Here is a 20542-nt window from a genome sequence, read left to right on the forward strand (position 1 = left end):
TGCGTATCAAGGCTCATTCTTTAGTAGTAAATAAGTAGTAAATTGATGTGTTTGTTTTCTTGAAAATGCTGATAGATACTGTGTTTTAGCGGATAATCAGATTTTTATTGTGTTTTTTAATGAAAAAATTTAATATCACTGAAAAAGGATTTGTCGTAAACCATCTTTCGACAGATTTTTCTGATTCGCATAAAAAAGGGAGAAGAGTATTTTGTGTGGAATTTGTATCGGGAGATAAAATTTTATATAAACCACGAAGTTTGCAAAATGAGATTAAGCTACAAGAGATTACAAATTATTTCTATAGAATATGTAATTTGGGAAGTTATGAGTATTCTATACTTGATAAAGAAATGTATGGTTGGTGCGAAATTGTAATACAAAGAGATTGTAAGTCTATAGAAGAACTTTCAAGATATTATCAAAGAATAGGGATTATTTTGTTTATAAATTATCTTTTGGAAGGAGGAGATATTCATTTTGAAAATCTCATTGCATGCAATGAATATCCAGTTATTATTGATGCGGAAACATTTATAGGAAATATAGAAGAGAATAATGGGAAAAGTGCAGCAGAAAAAGTGGCTAGTCTTTTAAGAAAATCGGTGTTGTATTCAGGAATACTCCCCTTTTATTCATGGAATAACGCAGGAGATACAGGAATCAATATGAGTGCCATTAGTGGAGAAGAAGGACAAAAATTCCCGATAAAAATCCCCTTTATTATCAATCCGAAGTCGGTTAACATGAGGGTTGTCTATGATTATCCAGTATCGAAAGGAAATCACAATTTGGCAATGCTAAAAGGAAGGTTTATTCAACCCTCCGAATTTGCAGATAAAATTATCCAGGGATTTGAAAGTGCATACTTAGGTGCAATGGAAAATACAGAAACACTATTAAGAATCATACAACAATATGGTGAATTAGAGGTGAGATATCTGATTAGAAATACACAACAGTATGCAATTGTGTTGAGTAGTTCATATCATCCTGAATTATTAGTGGATGGAGGAGCACGAAATTTATTTTTTTATTCATTGGCAAATGGAAATCTTCAAAATCAAAGGAGTAGATCTCTTATTGAGTATGAAATTGAAGATTTATTAAGTGGTGATATACCGTATTTTTATTTTCGTGGAAGTAAAAAAAACATTTATACTTGGGATGGCAGAGAAGTAAAGGATTTCTTTAGTAAGCCAGCTTTGCAGCAAATTGAGGAAAATATACAGAATTTGTCCTATAAGAATTTAGAACAACAGACGCAATATATTAAAATTACTTTTAATATGGAGAATGCAGGAACAAGGAAAATAAAGAATAAAAGGTTAAAACTAGATCTTTATAGTAATATGGCCAAAACGGCAGAAGAATTGGCAAAAGAGCTGCTAGATAAAATAGGAACAAATGCGATTTATAGCGAAGATGGAGCAGACGTTAATTGGATTGGCGTAAAATTATTTGGTATAAAAGAAAATCAGTGGATGATCCAGGCATTACCGAATACATTATATGATGGTACGGTTGGGATTAATTTGGTATTCCATTTATATGAATGGATATACCATGACAGAAAATATCATAAGATTTGTGAGGTTTTAGATAATCGTTTGTTGAGGTATATTGATACTATAAGTGAAGGGGAACAGAATATCGAAGACTTTAATACAGGAATCTTTAGCGGCGAAGGTTCGATTTTATATACGTTGGGTATTTTATATGAAATATATGATGATATCAAGTATAAGGAATATTTCGATAAGTGGCTAAATTGTATGGAAACACTTATCTTAGAAGATCGTTTGTTCGATATGATTTCGGGAAATTCGGGAATAGTTTTGGTTCTGATTAATATGTATAGAAAAACAAAAAAGCCTATTTATCTACAAAAAGCTATACAAATAGCAGAACAATTGATAGAGAATATGATTACTGAAAATGGAAAAGTTGGTTGGAAATCAGAGGTGGTTCCTGAAGTATTGGCGGGATTTGCACATGGAAACAGTGGTTTTATAGAACTATTTTCAAGATTATATGAGGTATATCCACAAACAAAATATTTAGATATCCTTTCAAGTTTAGTAGAATATGAAAATTCTTTATACTCAGAAAAGGATAATAATTGGATTGATTTAAGAAAGTTTTCAGAGGTTGATCAGCATAAGAGTCAACCAATAGCGTGGTGCCATGGAGCTGCGGGTATTCTGTTATCCAGATTAACCTTATATAATGCCATCAAGAATTTAGGAGAAACTGCATTGCTTCAGCAAGCTATTAAAGATATAAGCCTTGCTAAAAATAAATTAATTGAAGACGGGTTACATGCAGGTTTCTGCCTATGCCATGGAAACATGGGAAATTTATTGATTTTAAAAAGATATGCAGAAATTTTTGATGATAAGCAGGTAAGAAGCATTTGTGATTCTCGATTTGAACAGATTTTGGAATTCCTTAATGAGGAAAATATATTACCAACAGAATTATACAATCCAGGTTTTATGACTGGTTTATCAGGAATCGCTTATGCTTTGTTAAAATATAAGATGCCCAAATTACCATTGCTTATAGGAGTTGAGGGAATATATGATAGAAATGAAGTTTAGTAAAAATGATGAAGAAGATGGGTTGTTCCGCATAAGTTCGAGAGACATAGTTGGATTTTATAATTGTAGTAGTAAACAAGAGCGTAAGATAACAGACATTATAAAATGCTATGGAACAACAAAAAGCATAAAAGAAGTTGAACTGAAAAACATGAAGCCAGAGGATAATGTTACAGTATCTCGGTATATAGAGAGAAATGTAGGTTCAATTATAAACAAAGATTATGTGATTGAAGGCTTTCTGGGAATGGGGAAGTTGTCCGATTGTAAAGACGAAATGGTTAGCAGATTGGATATATCTAAGAGATACTGCTTAGAAATATTAGTGGCATTTCTTCAAGAAGCAGACATTATTATTTTGCATGAAATGTTTGAAAATGTTTGGAATCATACTATAGAGGAAATTTTAGTTGAATTTTCACTAAGAGGAGCAGTGGTTGTGTTCTCAGAACATGGTGAAGAATCATTGATGAAATTACCAATGCACAGTTACGACCTAAGTGGTAGGTGTGTTGGATGGTAGAATAATTGGGGAATATGATTTTTCATATTCCTTGAGATATATAGGGTAGAAAATATATTTAGCTGCAATGTTTTGTCCCTCCATAGTTAACGAATCTATCTAAATAAGAAATAGGTTATATCAAACAGATTTTACAAAGGAGAAATACATGGAGAGAGTTTTAATAATATCTTATATTATCAGTATGATACTTACGGCAGGCTTTATTTATTGTATTTATAGAGAGAAATATTGGGTTTTTGAATTTGTAAACAGAATAAAGAAGCCGATACAGCAACTTGTTTATGTTTTTCTTATGCTCCTATCATCGTATGCCTATATATGCTTTTCGTTACTCATAAAGGCTGATTTTAATGCTGTGATATGTGCGGTGCTATTACTTCTTTTGATTTGGGCTATGGACTATCTGTTTTCTTTATGTTTTAAAAAAAATGATTTGGGGATAAGTGAAAAAAAACGCTATATTTTTATGGCGTATGTGGGAGCCTGCATATCGGGATTTATTATTGCAAGTCGTGATGCTTCGAAAATGGCTTTAGAAATTCCAAATATAACAATTAGCGTTTTGATCGGAGCTTATGTACCTTTTACATTATTATTAGAGGATGGGAAAAAAGGGAAAGTAGAATTGCAAAGTATGAAAGAAGAATGGGAGGAAAAGTATAAGAAGACATTTCGTGAACGTAAGGTCAAAGACATTCTTTCTGCTCTACTATTTGCGATGGTATATGGCGTTTTACTGGTAGGGGCGTTATCTCCTGCTCAAAATATCATCAATGATATTGCTTCAGGGATAGGAATGGGGATGGCTACAGTGGTTGTTGCCTTTGTAGGGTTGGTTGAAGTGAAAAACAGGTTAACGAAAAGGAGGAATAAAAGAGAAGACGCAGATCAAGAGAAATCCGATACAGAGTAGAAGGGGCAAGACAGCAAGGAGTATTTAGCCGGAATTATTTCAAATGTACCTCACAAGATTGGATGTTGATGCGATATAAATGATATGATATACTGAAGTCCATATTATTAGATTTGTGGAGAAATAGGGATAGCCAAGAGAAAAAATATAAAATTAAATTTTGCAGAAAGAAGGCATTTTTATGAAACTTGTAGGAAGCAGAAAATTAACATGGGGAATTTGCAGTATTGGTGTTTTATTAGCAATAGTAAGCGTGTTTTTCTTACCTCAGATTATTCCTGTTCATTTTGCAAATGGGATAGCAGATGATTTTGGAAATAAGGTAGAGATTTTTTTATTTCCTATTTTGTTAATCATAATTACACTTTTGACTGGAAAAGAAAACATTAAATATTTCCTGACACATTCAAAAACATTTTTGACAGATATACAGTATAATTTGATGATAGATGGCGTTCTCGGAATTGTTTTGATTGCAGAAATTTATGTTATTTATGCTTCATTTGTTTAAGTGTTTCAACAAAAAATTCCAGTTTCTATAAAGAGCAAAGGAGAATGGTCATGATTGATATGCAGAATCAAGAGGAAATTCCGATCTTAGAGGATTTTGCGGCATATATTAGAAATCCAGTATTTATGAAATTTTGTTCCGAGATTAAAAAGAAGTACAGGTGCCATGAAAAAATAGAATTTAGCCGTTGTAGTTTAGAACGTGGTTGGAATGTAAAATTTAAAAAGTCTGGGAAAAGCCTGTGTACGATATATCCAAGAGAAGGGTATTTCACAGTGCTGGTTGTGATTGGTTCAAAAGTAAAAGAAGCAGTTGAGAATATTTTATGCGACTGTGCCCCAGAATTAAGAGAACTTTATGAAAAAACAAGATGGGGAAATGGACAAAAATGGCTTATGATTGATTTAGAAGATCAAGGAGAAATGTTTGCGGATGTACTTCAGCTTATTGAAATTCGCAGGGGATAATCAATTTTGGAGTGTGGAACAAGGAGTAAAGACGGAAGACTGCGAGGTAAACGATGAAGACGTATGAAAATAAAGAGGAACTAAAGGCAGAAATCAAGAGGGCTTACGACAAATATATTGCAGAGTTTAAGGATATCCCGGAATCCTTGAAGGACAAACAATGTATGGAGGTAGATCGAACACCTGCAGAAAATCTTGCATATCAGGTTGGGTGGACCGCATTAGTATTGAAATGGGAAAATGATGAACAGGCTGGACTTCCAGTGAAAACACCATCGGATGGTTTTAAGTGGAATCAATTGGGGGAATTGTATCAGTGGTTTACCGATACCTATGCCCATTTATCTCTAAAAGAACTAATGGGCATGCTGGATGATAATATACAGAAAATTTTTACAATGATTGATTCTATGACGGAAGAGGAGCTATTTTTACCACATAAAAGAAAGTGGGCAGATGAAGCTACCAAAACAGCAGTATGGGAAGTTTATAAGTTTATTCATGTAAATACAGTAGCCCCTTTTGGAACATTTCGGACAAAGATTAGGAAGTGGAAGAAGCTTTTACTTTGACACACAGATAGAGTTTTAGAAAATATCGTGCTTTTTTGTGCAAAAGAAAATAAATATATAATGCTATTTGGAGTGCATATTCAGTTTCAGGATATGCACTTTTTTAATAAAATAAAAGAGACAAACATTATTCAGATTCAAAGGGTAAGAAATTGTGATAAATCTATACGGTATGCTTTAATGGTTTTGGAATTTAACTTTTTTATGGTTTCACATGTTTTGAGATATTCGGATATAAAATTTGATAATTGATCCATAATAGGCACCCTCCTTTGTTTTTTTCAATTATGAGTGCCTATATGGAAAATGTCGATTTTATTTTGGGAAAAACTTATTTAAAGTTTCCAGTGTCCCCTTTGCAGAAAATCCCCATAGTATGCTGCTAAGAGCGTTAATAGCAGCCTGCCTCCTTCGGTAGTACGTCCGGTAGGAGATACTGGGAACGTGCTTTTCCAACTCTTCCAGGATTTCCTCTGTATTTTTCAGTTCATGGGGAGACAGAAAGGCGTAATATAATATCCAGTAATATTCTTCCCCATGCTTATGATTTTTCCGGAGCAGATCCACAGAAGAGAGAAGCAGCTTTATCATTTTGTTACTGCGGGCAATGCTTTTTGCCCATTCTTCAATCTGGCTGTCTCCCAGATCTGCTCCTGCAGCATAGATGGAATCTAGAAATTCGTCTACACTGGTGTTGTATTCCAGTTGGAATTGAATTTCCACCTGCCGGACAGCAACCATCAGGCTATAAGTAGAATCCCGGTAACAACGGAGCAGCTTATAGGTATCATGGTACAACGGATTATTTTCTACTTCAGCAGAAACAGGGTGGTGATTTTTCTTTGCCATTATACAACCCCTCCTTTCAACAGAACTTCTGGGATTTCAGCGAAGGCAGGTAAGGTATGCTGCAGAGGCGGAGTATGCCCTGGGACGTTGGTGACGGCGTGATTTTCCGGTTTTAGTTTTAATTCAAACTGATAGGCTGCTTTCCCCCAGGGGCAGATAATACGTAGTGAATATAGATATATACTATCCTTGCAGGCTGATAAAGGAGATAATATATACTTTGTTTTGGGGCATCTACAACAAGAAATGCCTTGTATTTCCAGTATTTCAGCGACTTTGCGAACAATGACTTTGATGTGTGATTCTGGAACGCAGGAGCCTTCCTGTGAAACGATGATTTGTTCGTCAGTAATAGATTCTGAAACGCATTCAGAATTGTTTTTGTCAGGCAAGGTATCTTCGGTTATATGTATTGGCAGTTGCATTTTCATGGCAATTTCCTCCTTATCAATCATGACATCACTGATATTAAACATAACGGACAGATAATTACGCAGATATACCATGCTACCATGTTTCCCGGAATAGGAAATCAGTGTGATCATGTCGGTATCTTCAAGTTTTTTAAGCAGACGGGATACAGAAGATTTCGACTGTTTCCAACGTCTGGCAAGTTCCTGATAACTGAACAAGGGATTTCCAGTCTGATTGCGAAAATATACTACTGGACCGGCATCAGAGCCTTGCACAGATGGATCATTATAGACTGCATGAATCCAAAGATCCAAAAGAGCATCCATTTCTGAACATTTTCCCAGTCCGATTAGTTTATGAACATCTGCGATTGGAAAAAAGAAAAACCCGATGTCTTTTTTGCATGGGTAATTATAGGAAAGGGCAGTATTATCTTTTGGCCAGTCTTTGATCTTGTATTGGATAATCTTATTTTTTTCGTGCAGTGAGTAGGTTAAAAGGTTTTGCTCAACCAGGGTATCCAATATGGATATGACCTGGTGCTGGAATTTTTGGCGGAAGTGAATCTGGAGTTCTTTAAGAGAACAGATCCATTCGCCAGGAACAACTTTGTAAGTAAGGTGTTCGATGTTCCGATAAGAGGAGCTGTAATTTGCATAAGAACATAAAATGAGAAAATAAAAAAGACAGGAACCTCCGTTGGTACGGATGCTTCTGTCTTTCATAAGGGTTTGTATAAATTCCCGGTAAATCCGGCAGCGTGGAAAATCCACAATTTGTTTTAATTCTAATTGATAATTCACGATAAACCTCCATATAATATTGTAGTTGTAGTAAAATAATTGTAGACGAAAGATACTAAAATGTATATAATATGCCCATAGGGGTGCTAAGTGGCATAGATTTGGCACAGTAAAATACCTGATATGGCATGAAAGCAACATGAAAATTAGGGTGGATATAAGGTGGACAGTTTGGAAAACCTTAGAGTTTTAGAGGGTTCCGAGGTTTTTTTCCGGGGTCTGCAACACCTCTATCACCAGTTCAAATCTGGTTGGCGCCTCTGAAAAGTCCTGGAAATTCATTTTTCCAGGACTTTTTTCTTGTCATATACCTGAGGATCAATGGATTGGCAGCTTTACTTTCCAGTTATATCTGTCATATGTCAGATTACGGGCAGCCTCCCTGAAATACCGCTCCTGCTCCTCAAAAAAAACACCCCATCCATCTGTGATCTTATCAATCTCTCTTCCTTCTATATTATGAATGGTCTGCCGGATCATCTCACCATAGATTCTGTCAAATTCTGCCTGTTCCATTTGAAACAATGTAAACGGATACGCCATGACCAGGCATTTCAATATCTTGAGATAACAATGTCCGACAGCGGGGGATGGACAGCGCTCCGCAATGAATGTTAAAAAGATATCCAAAAGCAGATACTCCTTTTTCCTTTCACAGATCGTCAAAAGAAACTGTCCCAGCTTATCTAACTCCTCAGCGGAAATACGCTTTAATGTATACCGGCAGACCGGACGAAGCGTCAGCGCCACAAACTGCATACCGTCCAGAAAATATTTCAGTGCAAGCCGGACCACCTCCTGTGATGCCGTTACATCCTCTTTTCCCAGACAAACCTGTGTGCCCTTTCCCTGGAAACTTTTCACTATATTGTAACCTGCCACAAAGTCAATTGTACGACGGATAGTGGCAACCGATACTCCATAATGTTCTGCCAGTTTCGGCAGAGACGGCAGATAACTTCCGATGGGATAATATCCATACAATATTTCCTGTATCATTTTAGCCCCAAGTGTATAGCGAATCTGGGAACGCTTATAATAAAAATTCCATTCAAAGGGAATCCCCGGATACTGGCCGTCCAGGAGTTTGGGATATTCGCTCTGAATCTTCTTATTCAATATCTTATCTACATTCACATAAACAGACTCTAATTCCTCTGTGAGAAATGCTCCCATCTCCTCCTTTGGCAGTGTATCTAACTTTTCAATAATCTCTTCCAATGCCTCAAGTTTACCTAACATATATGGAATACGAGTATAGCGGTTCATTTCCCAGTAAAAATTCATGACCATATTATTATCCAGATTGGCAAGTGCAGACGTATATAACCCTATGGAGACGGACATTCCGTCAAATTCATTATCTTTCATTTTCTTCCAGCGGTCCTTTAGGGAAGACTCGTCTCCTGCCGATATTCCCGCATTTAACAATGGAGCAAGCAGCAGCCGGTTCACCTGCCGCATATCCAAGAGTCCTTCCTTGCGGGCAGACCGATAGCGTGCGATATTCCTGAGATAGTCCTTTCCGGAAGCCTTATAAATCACTCTGGCCGCTTTCGGAGCGGAAATCTCAATATATCCTTCTTTCTCCAGAAGCTTCAGCGCAGTCCTGACAGTTGGCACAGCCAGCCGAAAATACTCACTGATCTTCTGCATAGGCGGAAGGCTATCTCCGTAAGAATAATAACCAAAGAGAATTCTGGTTACATAGAAATCATAAACAAGACAGTTCAGTTCACTTTTGGTTTTCATTCATTCACCTCTTAATTTTATCAATTTATTCTACCACATTTTATGTATACCTGCTACTGATTTTGGCTTTCCCGCATAAGACTGAATAAATCAATTGCTTATAAATTAAGGGTATGGTAAAATACAATAAGTATGTGAGCAGAGTTAAATTCACACATTACAGGGGAAAAAAACAAAAACATAAAACAATGGAGGTTGGGGGATGAAAAATATCAAAATAAGGAAAAAATTATTAATTTCCTATGCGGTAATTTTAATTTTTATGGTCATAGGATTTTCTGTCAGCATTGTAAATCTGGTTAATCTGAACTCTAAGGTCAAAGTTTTTTACAATGGACCGTTTATTGTTAACGACAGTGCCAGTCTGATCAACGCTAATTTCGAGAGAATGCAGAAAGCTACCTATCGTTCTATAGCAAATTCAGACACCAAGATCACCCGCGAAGCTACTGCCAATTCTCTGGATTCCGCAAACCTCATCCAGAACGAGCTTCCTGTTATCAAAGAACACTTTCAGGGGGACAGCCAGATCATAGAACGATTGGAAGACTGCCTCACAAGACTTACGCCCATGCGGGAACACGTTCTGTCCCTGGCTGCAGAAAACAAAACGGAAGAAGCCGCCACTTACATGGAAAATAATAATATTCTTGTGATCAAAGAAGCCCAGAAAGAGCTGGACAAACTGATAGAAAGCGGTAATTCCACAGGAAAGCAACTGATAAACGATTTACAGGAAAAACAGAGATTTGCCATTGAGATGCTGGTATTTTTGGGGGCTGCAAGCTTAGTGATCAGCATTCTTTTTGGTATTTACATTTCAAAAGGGATATCCTCCGGCATCCGCGAGCTGGAACAGGCAGCCAGAAACATTGCACAAGGAAAGCTTTCATCCACCAAGATCAATTACTATTCCAAAGATGAGATGGGATGCCTTGCAGAAGATATGCGCAGCATGGTGATGACGCTGACAGCGGTGATCCGGGACGAAACCTATCTGCTGAATGAAATGGCAGAGGGGAATTTTGACGTCAGCAGCCGGGCAGGGGACAGCTATGTGGGGGAATTAGATTCGGTACTCTCCTCTTTGCTTAAGATCAACACCAGTCTGAGTGAGACCTTACTGCAGATCAATCAGTCTGCAGAGCAGGTTGCCGCCGGTTCTGAGCAGGTATCATCCGGGGCACAGATACAGGCACAGGGAGCCGCCGAACAAACAGCCTCTATAGATACTCTTGTATCTGCGATCCATGACATATATGATCAGGTTGAAAATAATGTTAAAAGTGCAAAAGCTGTCCATGAAAATATAAAAACAGTGAGGAAAAGCGCTGAGGCAAGCCAACAGCAAATGCAGGATATGCTTTCTGTCATGGCGGATATTGGTGAAAGTTCAAAAGCCATTGAGATGATCATCAAGACCATTGAAGACATTGCCTTTCAAACAAACATCCTTGCATTGAACGCCGGAGTCGAAGCCGCACGGGCAGGCGAACATGGAAAAGGGTTTGCTGTTGTCGCCAAAGAGATTCGTAATCTGGCAAACAATTCCGCTGATGCTTCCAAAAATACAGCAGTGCTGATCAAAAAATCTCTGGAAAACATCGAGCGGGGAATAAAGAGCGCTGACCTTACCGCGGATTCTCTGCAGGAAGTCGTAAGGGGTGTTGGGAGTATAACAGAATCTATCAATTACATAACAGAAGCTTCTGTCAAACAGGAAGAATCCGTCCATCAGATCACCCAGGAAATGAATCAGATTTCAGATGTGGTGCAGTCAAATTCCGCTACTGCTGAAGAAAGCGCTGCTGCCAGTGAGGAACTTTCCTCTCAGGCACAACTCCTGAGCCAGCTTGTTGCTCATTTCAGATTAAGAAGCCCTGCAGAATAGAAGACCTTTCCGTTTCCGTATCATTCATGTCAAAAGGAGAAAGAACCAATGAAAACAGGAAAAAAACGCCCTGCACTTTCCGAGATAGGGATACTTGTAGTTTGTATACTGGCTGTCATTGTATCTGGTTCCAGCATATTTACGACCCTTCATATGCAGAAAATGGCGTCTGAGATATACGAACATCCCTACTCAGTCTCCAACGAAGCAAGAGCCACACGTTCACGTCTTTTGGATATGCGTTTCTTTATCATGAGCATGTTTTCGCAGGATGACCTGGATATGGATGATCTGCAGCAGACGCTGCAGGAACGTTATACTATGCAGTATGATGCCATTCAGGTGATCACCAGACAATACCTTGGACCGAAAGAAGACAGTGAAAATCTCCTGAAAGCTATGCAGGATCTGGAAACGACACAGAACGAAGCACTGCCCATTGTTATCACATTAGACAATGCCGCCATTTCAGAATATGTGGAAAAAATTCTGTATCCCAAATACGATGCCGTGAATGACGCCCTTACCGCAGTCATTGCCTTTGCGGACCAAAAGGTACAGAGTCTGGAAAAAAACTCAAGGATTATGGCTGTCAAAGCAACGGTTTCATCAGTTATCCTCACTGTATTTCTTCCTTCCTATTTTTTAATTGCATTCTGGCGTGAGAAGAAAAATGTAAGGGAGATTCATTACCGGGAACATCTGTTTAATATACTTTCAGCAAACGTAGATGAAGTCTTTCTGATTCACAATCTGAACAATGATTCACTGGAGTATATCAGTACAAATTGTGAGCGTGTACTGGGAATAAAAGAAGATGCATTTACAAAAGAACTGGATGCGCTTCGTGAACGGGTCCTGGAGGAAGATAAGGTCTCATTCGATGAATTTGTACATCTGAAGGAACATGCAGACGGAAGGAGTATAGACTTTAGGATGCAGTTTCCTAACGGAGAAATACACTGGATGCGCCTTCAGATATTCCCGGAGACAGTTCATGGCAAGACCATCCGCTGCATTGTAACTGTTTTCGACCGTTCTGAAGATATGCGTATCAGGCAGACCTTAAACGATGCCCTGGTAAATGCCCAGAATGCCAATGCTGCCAAACAGAATTTTCTTTCCAGAATGAGCCATGAGATCCGTACTCCAATGAACGCTATTATCGGCATGACCACCATTGCCGCCACCTATATAACAGACCGCAGCCGTGTGGAGAGCTGCCTTGAAAAAATAGGCTACGCTTCCAAACATCTGATGACCCTCATCAATGATATTCTGGACATGTCCAAGATCGACGAGGGTAAAATGACCCTGACAAAGGAACCCTTTAATCTGGAAAGCGTGGTGGAATCCATTACTTCCATCATATATCCCCAGGCTGTGGAAAAACACCTGAATTTCAGTATCCCTCTGGCAGATCTCTCTGACACGGATCTGATTGGTGATTCTCTGCGGTTAAATCAAATACTGATCAACCTCCTTTCCAATTCACTTAAGTTCACACCGGAAGGCGGGACCATTACCCTGGAGATCCGGCAGCTTCAGAAAAAGAAAGGCCGGGTCCGTCTCCGTTTCACTGTGCGTGATACAGGTATTGGCATGAACAGAGAATTCCTGGACCGTCTGTTTCTGCCATTTGAACAGGAAAATGTATCTGCAGGACAGACATACAAAGGTACAGGCCTGGGCATGTCTATCACCAAAAATCTGATCACATTAATGGGAGGCACGATTGCCGTAGAAAGTGAACCGGGTAAAGGAAGCACCTTTCGGGTGGAACTGGATTTTGATACTCCCGCGGAAACGAACCGGGTCAGCCACTCTCCCCAGGCCATTCAATCTCTGCATGTCCTCATTGCAGACGATGACCAGGACAGCTGTCTTCATACCTCACTGACGCTGAAAAATCTGGGTATATCATCCTGCTGGGTGCTGAGCGGCACAGAGTGTGTGGACAAGGTGATCGCTGCCCATAAAATTGGTGATGATTATGATGTATGTCTCATTGACTGGAGAATGCCTGATATGGACGGCATAGAAGTAACACGCCGGGTAAGGGAATATGTAGGCCCGGAAACCACGATCATCATAATCACAGCCTATGACTGGAGCTCCATTGAGAAAAGTGCACGTGAGGCCGGTGCCAATGCCTTCCTTTCCAAACCAATTTTCTCCTCCACACTCTACAATACACTGCTGTCTGTCACAGGCGCCGGCAAAGCTCCCTGCCATAAGAAACATGATTTCAAAAATCCTGAAACAGAAGGCCGCCGCGTGCTGCTGGCAGAAGATAATGAGCTCAACAGGGAGATCGCAGTGGAACTGTTAAACATAATGAAGCTGGATGTCACCTGTGCCTGCAACGGACAGGAGGCTGTAGACAATTTCCTGTCTGCTCCCGATGCCTTCGATATTATTCTAATGGATGTACAGATGCCTGTATTGAATGGTTATCAGGCCACTGAAATTATAAGAAAATCAGGTCACCCCATGGCAAAAACCATACCCATCATAGCAATGACAGCCAATGCCTTCCACGAAGATGTGGTGAAATCTTATGAAGCCGGAATGAACGGTCATCTGGCAAAACCAGTTGACTTTGATCAGTTATATCAGACGATAAAGGAGAAACTTCTTATAAAGTAAAACCACCATTATGTCTAATATTTGCCTCATAATTTCCCATATTTGATTAATTGTGCACATAAGCCCCATCCCCTATAATATTAGTATAAACCAACGGACATACAAAATAGAGAAAGGAGTTTATACTATGTTATCAAAAAGACAGAATTTATTAGAAACCATCCGCGGAGGCCATCCTGACAGATATGTGAATCAGTACGAAGCCATCGCCCTTCTTTTCGGTACCCCTTACTCCGTAAGGAATGCCATGCCCACAAAGGGCGGCCCCAATGTTAAAAACGCATGGGGTGTCACCATTTCCTTCCCGGAAGGAATGCCGGGGCCTTTCCCGGTTCACGATGAGGAGCATATTGTCTGCAAGGACATCACACACTGGAGAGATTATGTGAAAGCACCTAACGTAAAATTCTCCGCAGAAGAATGGGCTCCTTTTGTCGCAGAGGCTGAGAAAATTGACCGTGACGAATATTTTGTAGCTCCCTTTGTAGCACCGGGTATCTTTGAGCAGTGCCATTATCTTCTGGAGATCCAGAACTGTCTGATCCAGTTCTATGAAGAACCGGAATATATGCATGAGCTGATCGACTACATCACAGACTGGGAGCTGGCATACGCGGAAGAGATCTGCAAATACTTAAAACCGAATGCCCTCTTCCATCACGATGACTGGGGTTCCAGGAGCAGCTCCTTCATCTCCCCGCAGATGTTCAAGGAATTCTATGAGCCGGCTTATAAGAAGGTTTACGGATATTACAAGGAGCACGGTGTTGAGGTTGTGATCCATCACTCCGATTCCTATGCAGCCAATCTGGTTCCTTCTATGATCGAGATGGGCATAGATATCTGGCAGGGCGTTATGAGTACAAACAATATCCCTGAGCTGATTGAAAAATACGGCGGACAGATCACATTCATGGGCGGCATTGACAGCGGCGAAGTGGACAGGGAAGACTGGAGCAGAGAACACATTGCTCAGGAAGTAGAACGTGTCTGCAGAGAAAACGGCACAAAATTCTTTATCCCCTGCAATACCATGGGCGGCCCGGAATCTATCTTCCCGGGCGTATATGACACGATCACGGAAGAGATCGCCAAAGTCAGCGCTAAACTCTTCTGACATAAATACACCCCCGAAAAGGAGACAGATTTATGCCGGATAAAAAAGAGCGAAACGGTCTGAGTACCCCCTTAAAACGGTTCTTCGGCGTGGGCGATTTCGGCTTTACGCTGATGTCCAATATTGATACGTTTTACGCAACCTACTTCTTTACGAATATTGCAAAGTTTTCCCTGGGTGTCATCACTGTGATGACGACCATCTCCGCAGTGGTGGATGCTATCCTCTCCTGCTTGTATGGTCCATTTCTGAACAAGATAAAACCCAAGAGATGGGGGCGCTACCGCTCCTGGCTGATCCTGACGCCCTGGATGGTCCCCTTCCTGTATGCCATGCAGTTTATAAAAATAGGCAACGGGCTGGCTGCCGCCATCTTCGTCACGGTGGCTATGATCACCAGCCGAATTGCCTGGAACATTCCATTCATTGCCAATGTTTCCATGATCAACATTGCAGGTAAGACTCCAAAAGAGAGAATGACACTGTCCTCTACCAGGATGGTGTGGACATCCCTGGCCTCTGTGGTATATTCCTACGCCGGGCCTGCCGCTGTCTCTGTCTTTGCCGCGTGGCTTGGGGAGAAGAATGCCTATGCTGCCACTGCATTTGCTTTTTCCGCATTGATGGCAGCGGGATTTTACGCCCATTTCAACATGTTCAAGGGCTATGAGATGACCAAAGAGGAAGAACTGCAGAGGATGGCCGGACAGGCCCGTTCTGCCCAAACGGCACCAAATGCCCAGAAAGTCCGGGCGCTGGATGCCATCCGGTGTAATCCGCACCTGCTGTGGCTGTTCCTGTCCTGCATCACAAAATACATTGTGCTCTTCCTGGTGAACGGGCTGGCTATCTACTATTTTACATATGTGGGCCAGAATGCCGCGCTGCTGACCACCTTTGTATTTGCCGCCAACCTGCTTGGCGTTGTGGCTTCCTACATATCAAAATTCATCGTTGCCAGATTCACCGCGAAGAAGACCGTGGTCTGTTCCTACTTTCTGATGGCAGTTATCGCCACAGGCGCGTTCTTTGCTTACAGTCAGACCTGGGTGGTTATGGCCGCCATGTGTGCAGTCATGTTCATACTTGTACTGACCAATGCCTGTGACCCGGAGCTCTTCTCCAACTGCGCGGCCTACAGCGGAAAAAAACTGGGCTACGATGTGACCGGAACGGTCATGGGACTTTTAACGGTACCGATCAAAATCGGTATTGTGTCAAGAGGCATTTTGATTTCTGCCTGTCTGGCGCTCGCGCAGTTCAGTTCAGAGACAGACCCCTCCATGGCTTCTTTGCAGCTTCAGAGAGGTATCAGCATGGGATTTATGATCATTCCGGCTGTTGTGATCCTGCTGGGCGCCGTAATTCTGGCATTTGGCTACAAATTAGACCAGTATACGTGAAATCAGCACTGGTAAAATGCCCTCCCATACGATAAAATAAGAATCAAGTAAAGATTTTCAAAATCCGTCCATTTTCCGGCGGGCTGCGCAGCCTTTGCCGGAATCCGGATGGATTTTGCCATGTTATCTGAGATTTGGAGGGAATACCATGAGTGAAAACTACAACGCGTCCGCAGGCCTTCTGCTGAGCATGCAGATCTTATATGAAAAACTGAAGGAACGTGAAATACCGGTTTCCCTGCTGCCGCCAAACGAGGAACCATGTCTGACCGGCATACAGTTCTATACCGGACAGCAGGATCTGTCCCGGGCCTTTCTTTATCTTGCTGACTGTAAAACCCTGTCCTCCCATCCTTTTTTGCTGCCTGACGGTTTTCTGGCCGTGGCCGGGGAACCCGAAAAAGGAACCTTCCACGCATCCTGCAGCCTCCTTATATTTCCCGATGCCATGTCCCTGCCGGAAATCTTCAATACTCTGCAGCAGATATTTGCGTGCTTTGCCCTTCTTGAGCGAAAATTAAACGACATTTTGAACCGGGACGGAAGCCTGTATGATATAACCGTTGCCGCGCTGGAGCATTTTCACAATCCGGTGTTTATCCACGACGAGTATTTCCATATTCTCGCCTGTCCCCGCCATTTTGAGGGAGCACTTAATTTTACCTATAATGAACAGACCAAACGGTATATGCAGGATCTGAACACCATCAATTTCTTCCGGACAAGTCCGGCGTACAAAAAGACACTGAGTACCATTGGGGGACAGTTCTGGGACAGCGACTTCAACAATGACCGCTGTATCTATGTGAATCTGTGGATGAACGGGAGTTACAGGGGAAGATTTATCATCTCAGAGATGGAGACACCGCTGACACGCGGCCAGCTCTATATAGCTTCCTATTTTGCGGAGATCATTAAGCTGGCGCTTCTGCGGCGCAACGATACCGGGGACGACGAGCGTCATCCGCTGGAAAAGCTGATCATAGACACTATAAGCGGCACAGAGACCGACCGGCTTGATATCAGCCGCAAACTGGAGATTCTGGGTTGGGAGGAGGAAGACCGGTACCTGTGCGGTATCATCTCCTTTGAGAGCACAGACGTGACGAAGCTGTCCGTATACAGCATCTGCAATGAGATCGAGGAGCGCATCCAGGCATGCCATGCATGCTACTATAAAGGCCATATTTATCTGCTGGTCAACCTCAGCAAAAGCCGGATCACCCCTCAGGACCTGCGCATGAAGATGTCCTATATCATAAGGGAGGGGCTTCTGCGCATGGGCGTATCCTTTCCCTTCCACGGCTTCTCAACACTGCCCATCCACTTAAAACAGGCCCAGATCGCCCTGAGCTACAGCCAGATGGAGCGTGTCCCCCACTGGTATAATGAATTCCAGGACTATGTGCTGAAATACTGGCTGCTGGAGGGCACAGGCGAGTTCACAAAGGAGAGCATTGCCCCGGATACCCTGCACCAGCTTCTCCACTACGACAAAGAGCACGGCACGGAGCTGTACGAGACCCTGAAGACTTATCTCATGAATGAGCGGAACAGCACACTCACCGCTCAGCTCCTCAAAATAAACAGAAGCACCCTACCCCACCGGCTGAACCGCATCACCCAGCTTACAGGGGCAAACCTGGATGATTTTATGACCCGGCTTTACCTGATGATGGGCTTCTATATCCTGGACTACATCTGACCACACTATCTGCAGATGTCAAAGATAAATTCTGCCATCTGGTCCATGGCATCATAAGCAGCCTTAAAAGGTGACATCTGAAACACATGCCACATGCCGCTGTAATAATCAAGCTGTACCTGCACATGAAACTTTCTCAGCCGTTTCTGCAGATTCAGGGAATCGGAGAGCAGGATCTCATTCTCACCCACCTGGATATAGGTGGGCGGAAATCCCGTGAAATCCGCAAAAAGCGGGGAGATAAAGGGATTTCTCAGATCCTCTCCGTCCGCATAGTCACGGATTGCCTTATCGATATATTCCTCGGAAAGGATCGGGTCGATCTCCGCTTTCAATTCATGGGATCTTCCGCTCTTTGTAAGGTCCGTCCAGGGAGAGAAGAGGATGATGCCCCTTGGAAGAATACGGCCCTGTTCCTTTAATTTCTGCACAAGAGTAAGCGCCAGATTCCCCCCGGCGGAGTCACCTGCCACGATCACGTCCCTGGCCCCATAACCTACATGCATGAGGTGATCCCAGACCTTGACCGCGTCCTCCAAAGCCGCCGGATAAGGACACTCCGGCGCAAGGCGGTAATCAAAGCTGAGTACATCCATGGATGTGGTGCTGGCCAGCTTGTTGGTAACACTTCTGGCATAGCGGAAGCTCCCCGTGTTGTAGCCGCCGCCGTGGCAGTAGAGGATCACATATTTTTTCATATGCCTTCGGTCCACACTGACCCATTCGGCGGGAATTCCCTCTATCTCAAAATTTTCATATTTCATGTCTTTGCTCTTTGAGAAAATGCCGCTTATATTTTCCTGTGATGCCCTCTGCTTCTCCACATCGGGGCTTTCTACCAGTGTATGCATCTTTTTGATGGCTTTCATGAGGCTCTGGCTGCTCTTTAGATTTATTTCCATAGGATTCTCCTTCTGCTTTTAGTGGCCTGGCAATATAGTTTCATTCTAACACAGTCCCTCCCATCCGTCTATTCCGGTGTTACTGTTCACTGCGTGAACAGTAACATTCCGGTTTCTTTTCTGTTTTTATTGATAATTTTCCCGCATCCCCTTATAATAAACCTATGGAGAAAAAAACAAACAAAAACCGTGCTACATGGTACAAATTAGATCTATCCGCAAATGTATATCCCACGCTGCAGCGAAAAAACTTTTCCAGCGTGTATCGGATCACCATTATCATGAAAGAGGAGGTGGACCCTCCCCTTCTGCAGAAAGCCGTGGACCTGGCACTGCCCCGTTTCCCTGCCTTCAAGGTGGCACTGAGAAAAGGGCTGTTTTGGAGATATCTGGAGCCCAATGACAGACCCGGGCCCTTCGTCCAGCCTGACATTGTGAATCCCTGTATGCCTATGTCCTTTAAGGCCAATAACCGGTATCTGATCCGGATATACTATTACCATAACAAGATATCCCTGGAAATGTTCCATTCCCTTTCCGACGGTAACGGCGCCCTGTACCTGCTGCGGACCATCACAGCCGTATATCTGCGCCTGCAGGGCCATGAGATACCAAACCGGGACGGCGTTCTGGATATCCATGAGGAGCCGGACCCCGAGGAACTGGAAGACGCCTATATCCGCTATGCCTCCTCAAGGGTAAAGCCGGCCCGCACACAGGGCAGTGCCTACCGGGTCAGGGGAACCAAGGAACCCTTCTATACCCTGAATATTATCAGCGGCATCATGCCCGTGGATAAAATCCTTAAGGTTGCCAGAAGCTATAAGGCATCCATAACCGAATATTTAAATGCCGTGCTTCTCTACTCCCTTCTGGAAAAACAAAAGGCTGACCACGTATTCCGCGAAAAACCCGTGAAGCTTGCGCTGCCTGTGAACCTGCGCAAATTCTTTCCATCCATCACGCTGCGGAATTTTATCACCATGGTCTATCCTTCCATTGATCCCAGAATGGGGGAATACACCTTTGAGGAAATCCTGGTGCAGGTACACCACTATATGCGGTATTATATCAACAACAAATTCTTAAATGCTGACATCACCACCAATGCCGCCACCCAGCAAAGCCCTTTCATCCGCATTGTCCCTCTTTTTTTAAAGGATTTTGTGGTCAGACAGTTCTACATCCGGGTACAGGACCGGCAGTCCACGGCAGGGCTTACCAACCTTGGCATTGTACAGGTCCCGGAGGAGATGAAACCCTATGTGGAGCGCTTTGATGTTCTCATGGGCCAGCCTTTTTCAGCCAGGACCAACTGTGCGGTAGTCAGCTACGAGAATACCCTGACCATAAGTTTTGCCAGCAGTATTGTGGAAGCCGATGTGGAACGCATATTCTTCCGCAAACTGGTATCAGACGGAATTTCGGTCAAAATAGAGAGCAACCGAGAAACCGAGGATTAAAT

The 20542-nt window shown here is 42.2% G+C and carries 16 protein-coding genes; 12 read left to right on the forward strand and 4 right to left on the reverse strand.

What is annotated here, in order from left to right; genetic code table 11:
- Positions 1-119: 119 nt before the first annotated feature.
- The 6 genes from MUB35_RS28520 to MUB35_RS28545 all read left to right on the forward strand — a co-directional run bounded on the left by MUB35_RS28520 (position 120) and on the right by MUB35_RS28545 (position 5592).
- Positions 120-2603 carry a type 2 lanthipeptide synthetase LanM family protein gene (locus tag MUB35_RS28520; protein ID WP_244807263.1) on the forward strand — a complete coding sequence of 828 codons (2484 nt, stop codon included), beginning with the start codon at positions 120-122 and terminating at the stop codon, positions 2601-2603.
- Positions 2584-3126 (forward strand): hypothetical protein, encoded by a 543-nt coding sequence (locus MUB35_RS28525; protein WP_054338131.1) that lies wholly within the window; start codon positions 2584-2586, stop codon positions 3124-3126. Before MUB35_RS28520 ends, MUB35_RS28525 begins: the two co-directional genes overlap by 20 nt.
- A 148-nt stretch (positions 3127-3274) precedes the next feature.
- On the forward strand, positions 3275-4042 hold the full coding sequence (locus MUB35_RS28530) for a hypothetical protein (RefSeq protein WP_114002467.1): 768 nt from the start codon (positions 3275-3277) through the stop codon (positions 4040-4042).
- A 181-nt stretch (positions 4043-4223) separates the two neighbouring features.
- Entirely contained in the window at positions 4224-4553 is a 330-nt protein-coding gene (locus tag MUB35_RS28535; RefSeq protein ID WP_054338147.1) for a DUF1648 domain-containing protein, read from the forward strand.
- 50 nt (positions 4554-4603) lie between these two features.
- Entirely contained in the window at positions 4604-5020 is a 417-nt protein-coding gene (locus tag MUB35_RS28540; RefSeq protein WP_054338130.1) for a DUF3788 domain-containing protein, read from the forward strand.
- 53 nt (positions 5021-5073) lie between these two features.
- A complete protein-coding gene (locus MUB35_RS28545; RefSeq protein ID WP_054338129.1) occupies positions 5074-5592 on the forward strand; it encodes a ClbS/DfsB family four-helix bundle protein in 519 nt (172 codons plus the stop codon).
- Positions 5593-5907: 315 nt separating this feature from the next.
- Here MUB35_RS28545 and MUB35_RS28550 read toward each other — a convergent pair whose 3' ends face one another.
- The 3 genes from MUB35_RS28550 to MUB35_RS28560 all read right to left on the reverse strand — a co-directional run bounded on the left by MUB35_RS28550 (position 5908) and on the right by MUB35_RS28560 (position 9410).
- Entirely contained in the window at positions 5908-6441 is a 534-nt protein-coding gene (locus tag MUB35_RS28550) for a hypothetical protein (RefSeq protein ID WP_015526878.1), read from the reverse strand.
- Positions 6441-7658 (reverse strand): MarR family transcriptional regulator, encoded by a 1218-nt coding sequence (locus tag MUB35_RS28555; RefSeq protein WP_055154206.1) that lies wholly within the window; start codon positions 7656-7658, stop codon positions 6441-6443. Before MUB35_RS28555 ends, MUB35_RS28550 begins: the two co-directional genes overlap by 1 nt.
- Before the next feature lie 318 nt (positions 7659-7976).
- Entirely contained in the window at positions 7977-9410 is a 1434-nt protein-coding gene (locus tag MUB35_RS28560; RefSeq protein ID WP_244807264.1) for a GntR family transcriptional regulator, read from the reverse strand.
- A gap of 202 nt (positions 9411-9612) precedes the next feature.
- On the opposite strand from MUB35_RS28560, the gene MUB35_RS28565 reads away from it, so the two are divergent.
- The 5 genes from MUB35_RS28565 to MUB35_RS28585 all read left to right on the forward strand — a co-directional run bounded on the left by MUB35_RS28565 (position 9613) and on the right by MUB35_RS28585 (position 18175).
- The gene (locus MUB35_RS28565) at positions 9613-11301 is read left to right on the forward strand and encodes a methyl-accepting chemotaxis protein (protein ID WP_054350773.1); all 1689 of its coding nucleotides are present in this window, start codon (positions 9613-9615) and stop codon (positions 11299-11301) included.
- Between the two features lie 48 nt (positions 11302-11349).
- Positions 11350-13950: a PAS domain-containing hybrid sensor histidine kinase/response regulator gene (locus tag MUB35_RS28570; protein ID WP_244807265.1), complete on the forward strand. Its 2601-nt coding sequence runs from the start codon at positions 11350-11352 to the stop codon at positions 13948-13950.
- 127 nt (positions 13951-14077) lie between these two features.
- Complete coding sequence (locus MUB35_RS28575; RefSeq protein WP_033143240.1) at positions 14078-15067, forward strand: uroporphyrinogen decarboxylase family protein; 990 nt, start codon at positions 14078-14080, stop codon at positions 15065-15067.
- A 32-nt stretch (positions 15068-15099) separates the two neighbouring features.
- Positions 15100-16470, forward strand: a complete 1371-nt coding sequence (locus tag MUB35_RS28580) for an MFS transporter (RefSeq protein WP_244807266.1) — start codon at positions 15100-15102, stop codon at positions 16468-16470.
- A gap of 148 nt (positions 16471-16618) precedes the next feature.
- Entirely contained in the window at positions 16619-18175 is a 1557-nt protein-coding gene (locus tag MUB35_RS28585) for a PucR family transcriptional regulator (protein ID WP_244807267.1), read from the forward strand.
- A 5-nt stretch (positions 18176-18180) separates the two neighbouring features.
- Here MUB35_RS28585 and MUB35_RS28590 read toward each other — a convergent pair whose 3' ends face one another.
- The gene (locus tag MUB35_RS28590) at positions 18181-19077 is read right to left on the reverse strand and encodes an alpha/beta hydrolase (RefSeq protein WP_148393136.1); all 897 of its coding nucleotides are present in this window, start codon (positions 19075-19077) and stop codon (positions 18181-18183) included.
- Between the two features lie 164 nt (positions 19078-19241).
- On the opposite strand from MUB35_RS28590, the gene MUB35_RS28595 reads away from it, so the two are divergent.
- Positions 19242-20540, forward strand: coding sequence for an alcohol acetyltransferase (locus MUB35_RS28595; RefSeq protein ID WP_103732000.1), 1299 nt, complete (start codon positions 19242-19244; stop codon positions 20538-20540).
- The last annotated feature ends 2 nt before the right edge of the window (positions 20541-20542 follow it).

Origin of the sequence: Blautia sp. NSJ-175 (assembly GCF_022867815.1) — a bacterium.
GTDB classification, from domain to species: Bacteria; Bacillota; Clostridia; order Lachnospirales; family Lachnospiraceae; genus Blautia; species Blautia celeris.

Excerpts from the sequence above, each read along its gene's own strand:
- MUB35_RS28520 (WP_244807263.1), top strand. The coding sequence starts at position 120 with ATGAAAAAATTTAATATCACTGAAAAAGGATTTGTCGTAAACCATCTT.
- MUB35_RS28525 (WP_054338131.1), top strand. The coding sequence starts at position 2,584 with ATGATAGAAATGAAGTTTAGTAAAAATGATGAAGAAGATGGGTTGTTC.
- MUB35_RS28530 (WP_114002467.1), top strand. The coding sequence starts at position 3,275 with ATGGAGAGAGTTTTAATAATATCTTATATTATCAGTATGATACTTACG.
- MUB35_RS28535 (WP_054338147.1), top strand. The coding sequence starts at position 4,224 with ATGAAACTTGTAGGAAGCAGAAAATTAACATGGGGAATTTGCAGTATT.
- MUB35_RS28540 (WP_054338130.1), top strand. The coding sequence starts at position 4,604 with ATGATTGATATGCAGAATCAAGAGGAAATTCCGATCTTAGAGGATTTT.
- MUB35_RS28545 (WP_054338129.1), top strand. The coding sequence starts at position 5,074 with ATGAAGACGTATGAAAATAAAGAGGAACTAAAGGCAGAAATCAAGAGG.
- MUB35_RS28550 (WP_015526878.1), bottom strand. The coding sequence starts at position 6,441 with ATGGCAAAGAAAAATCACCACCCTGTTTCTGCTGAAGTAGAAAATAAT.
- MUB35_RS28560 (WP_244807264.1), bottom strand. The coding sequence starts at position 9,410 with ATGAAAACCAAAAGTGAACTGAACTGTCTTGTTTATGATTTCTATGTA.
- MUB35_RS28565 (WP_054350773.1), top strand. The coding sequence starts at position 9,613 with ATGAAAAATATCAAAATAAGGAAAAAATTATTAATTTCCTATGCGGTA.
- MUB35_RS28570 (WP_244807265.1), top strand. The coding sequence starts at position 11,350 with ATGAAAACAGGAAAAAAACGCCCTGCACTTTCCGAGATAGGGATACTT.
- MUB35_RS28575 (WP_033143240.1), top strand. The coding sequence starts at position 14,078 with ATGTTATCAAAAAGACAGAATTTATTAGAAACCATCCGCGGAGGCCAT.
- MUB35_RS28580 (WP_244807266.1), top strand. The coding sequence starts at position 15,100 with ATGCCGGATAAAAAAGAGCGAAACGGTCTGAGTACCCCCTTAAAACGG.
- MUB35_RS28585 (WP_244807267.1), top strand. The coding sequence starts at position 16,619 with ATGAGTGAAAACTACAACGCGTCCGCAGGCCTTCTGCTGAGCATGCAG.
- MUB35_RS28590 (WP_148393136.1), bottom strand. The coding sequence starts at position 19,077 with ATGGAAATAAATCTAAAGAGCAGCCAGAGCCTCATGAAAGCCATCAAA.
- MUB35_RS28595 (WP_103732000.1), top strand. The coding sequence starts at position 19,242 with ATGGAGAAAAAAACAAACAAAAACCGTGCTACATGGTACAAATTAGAT.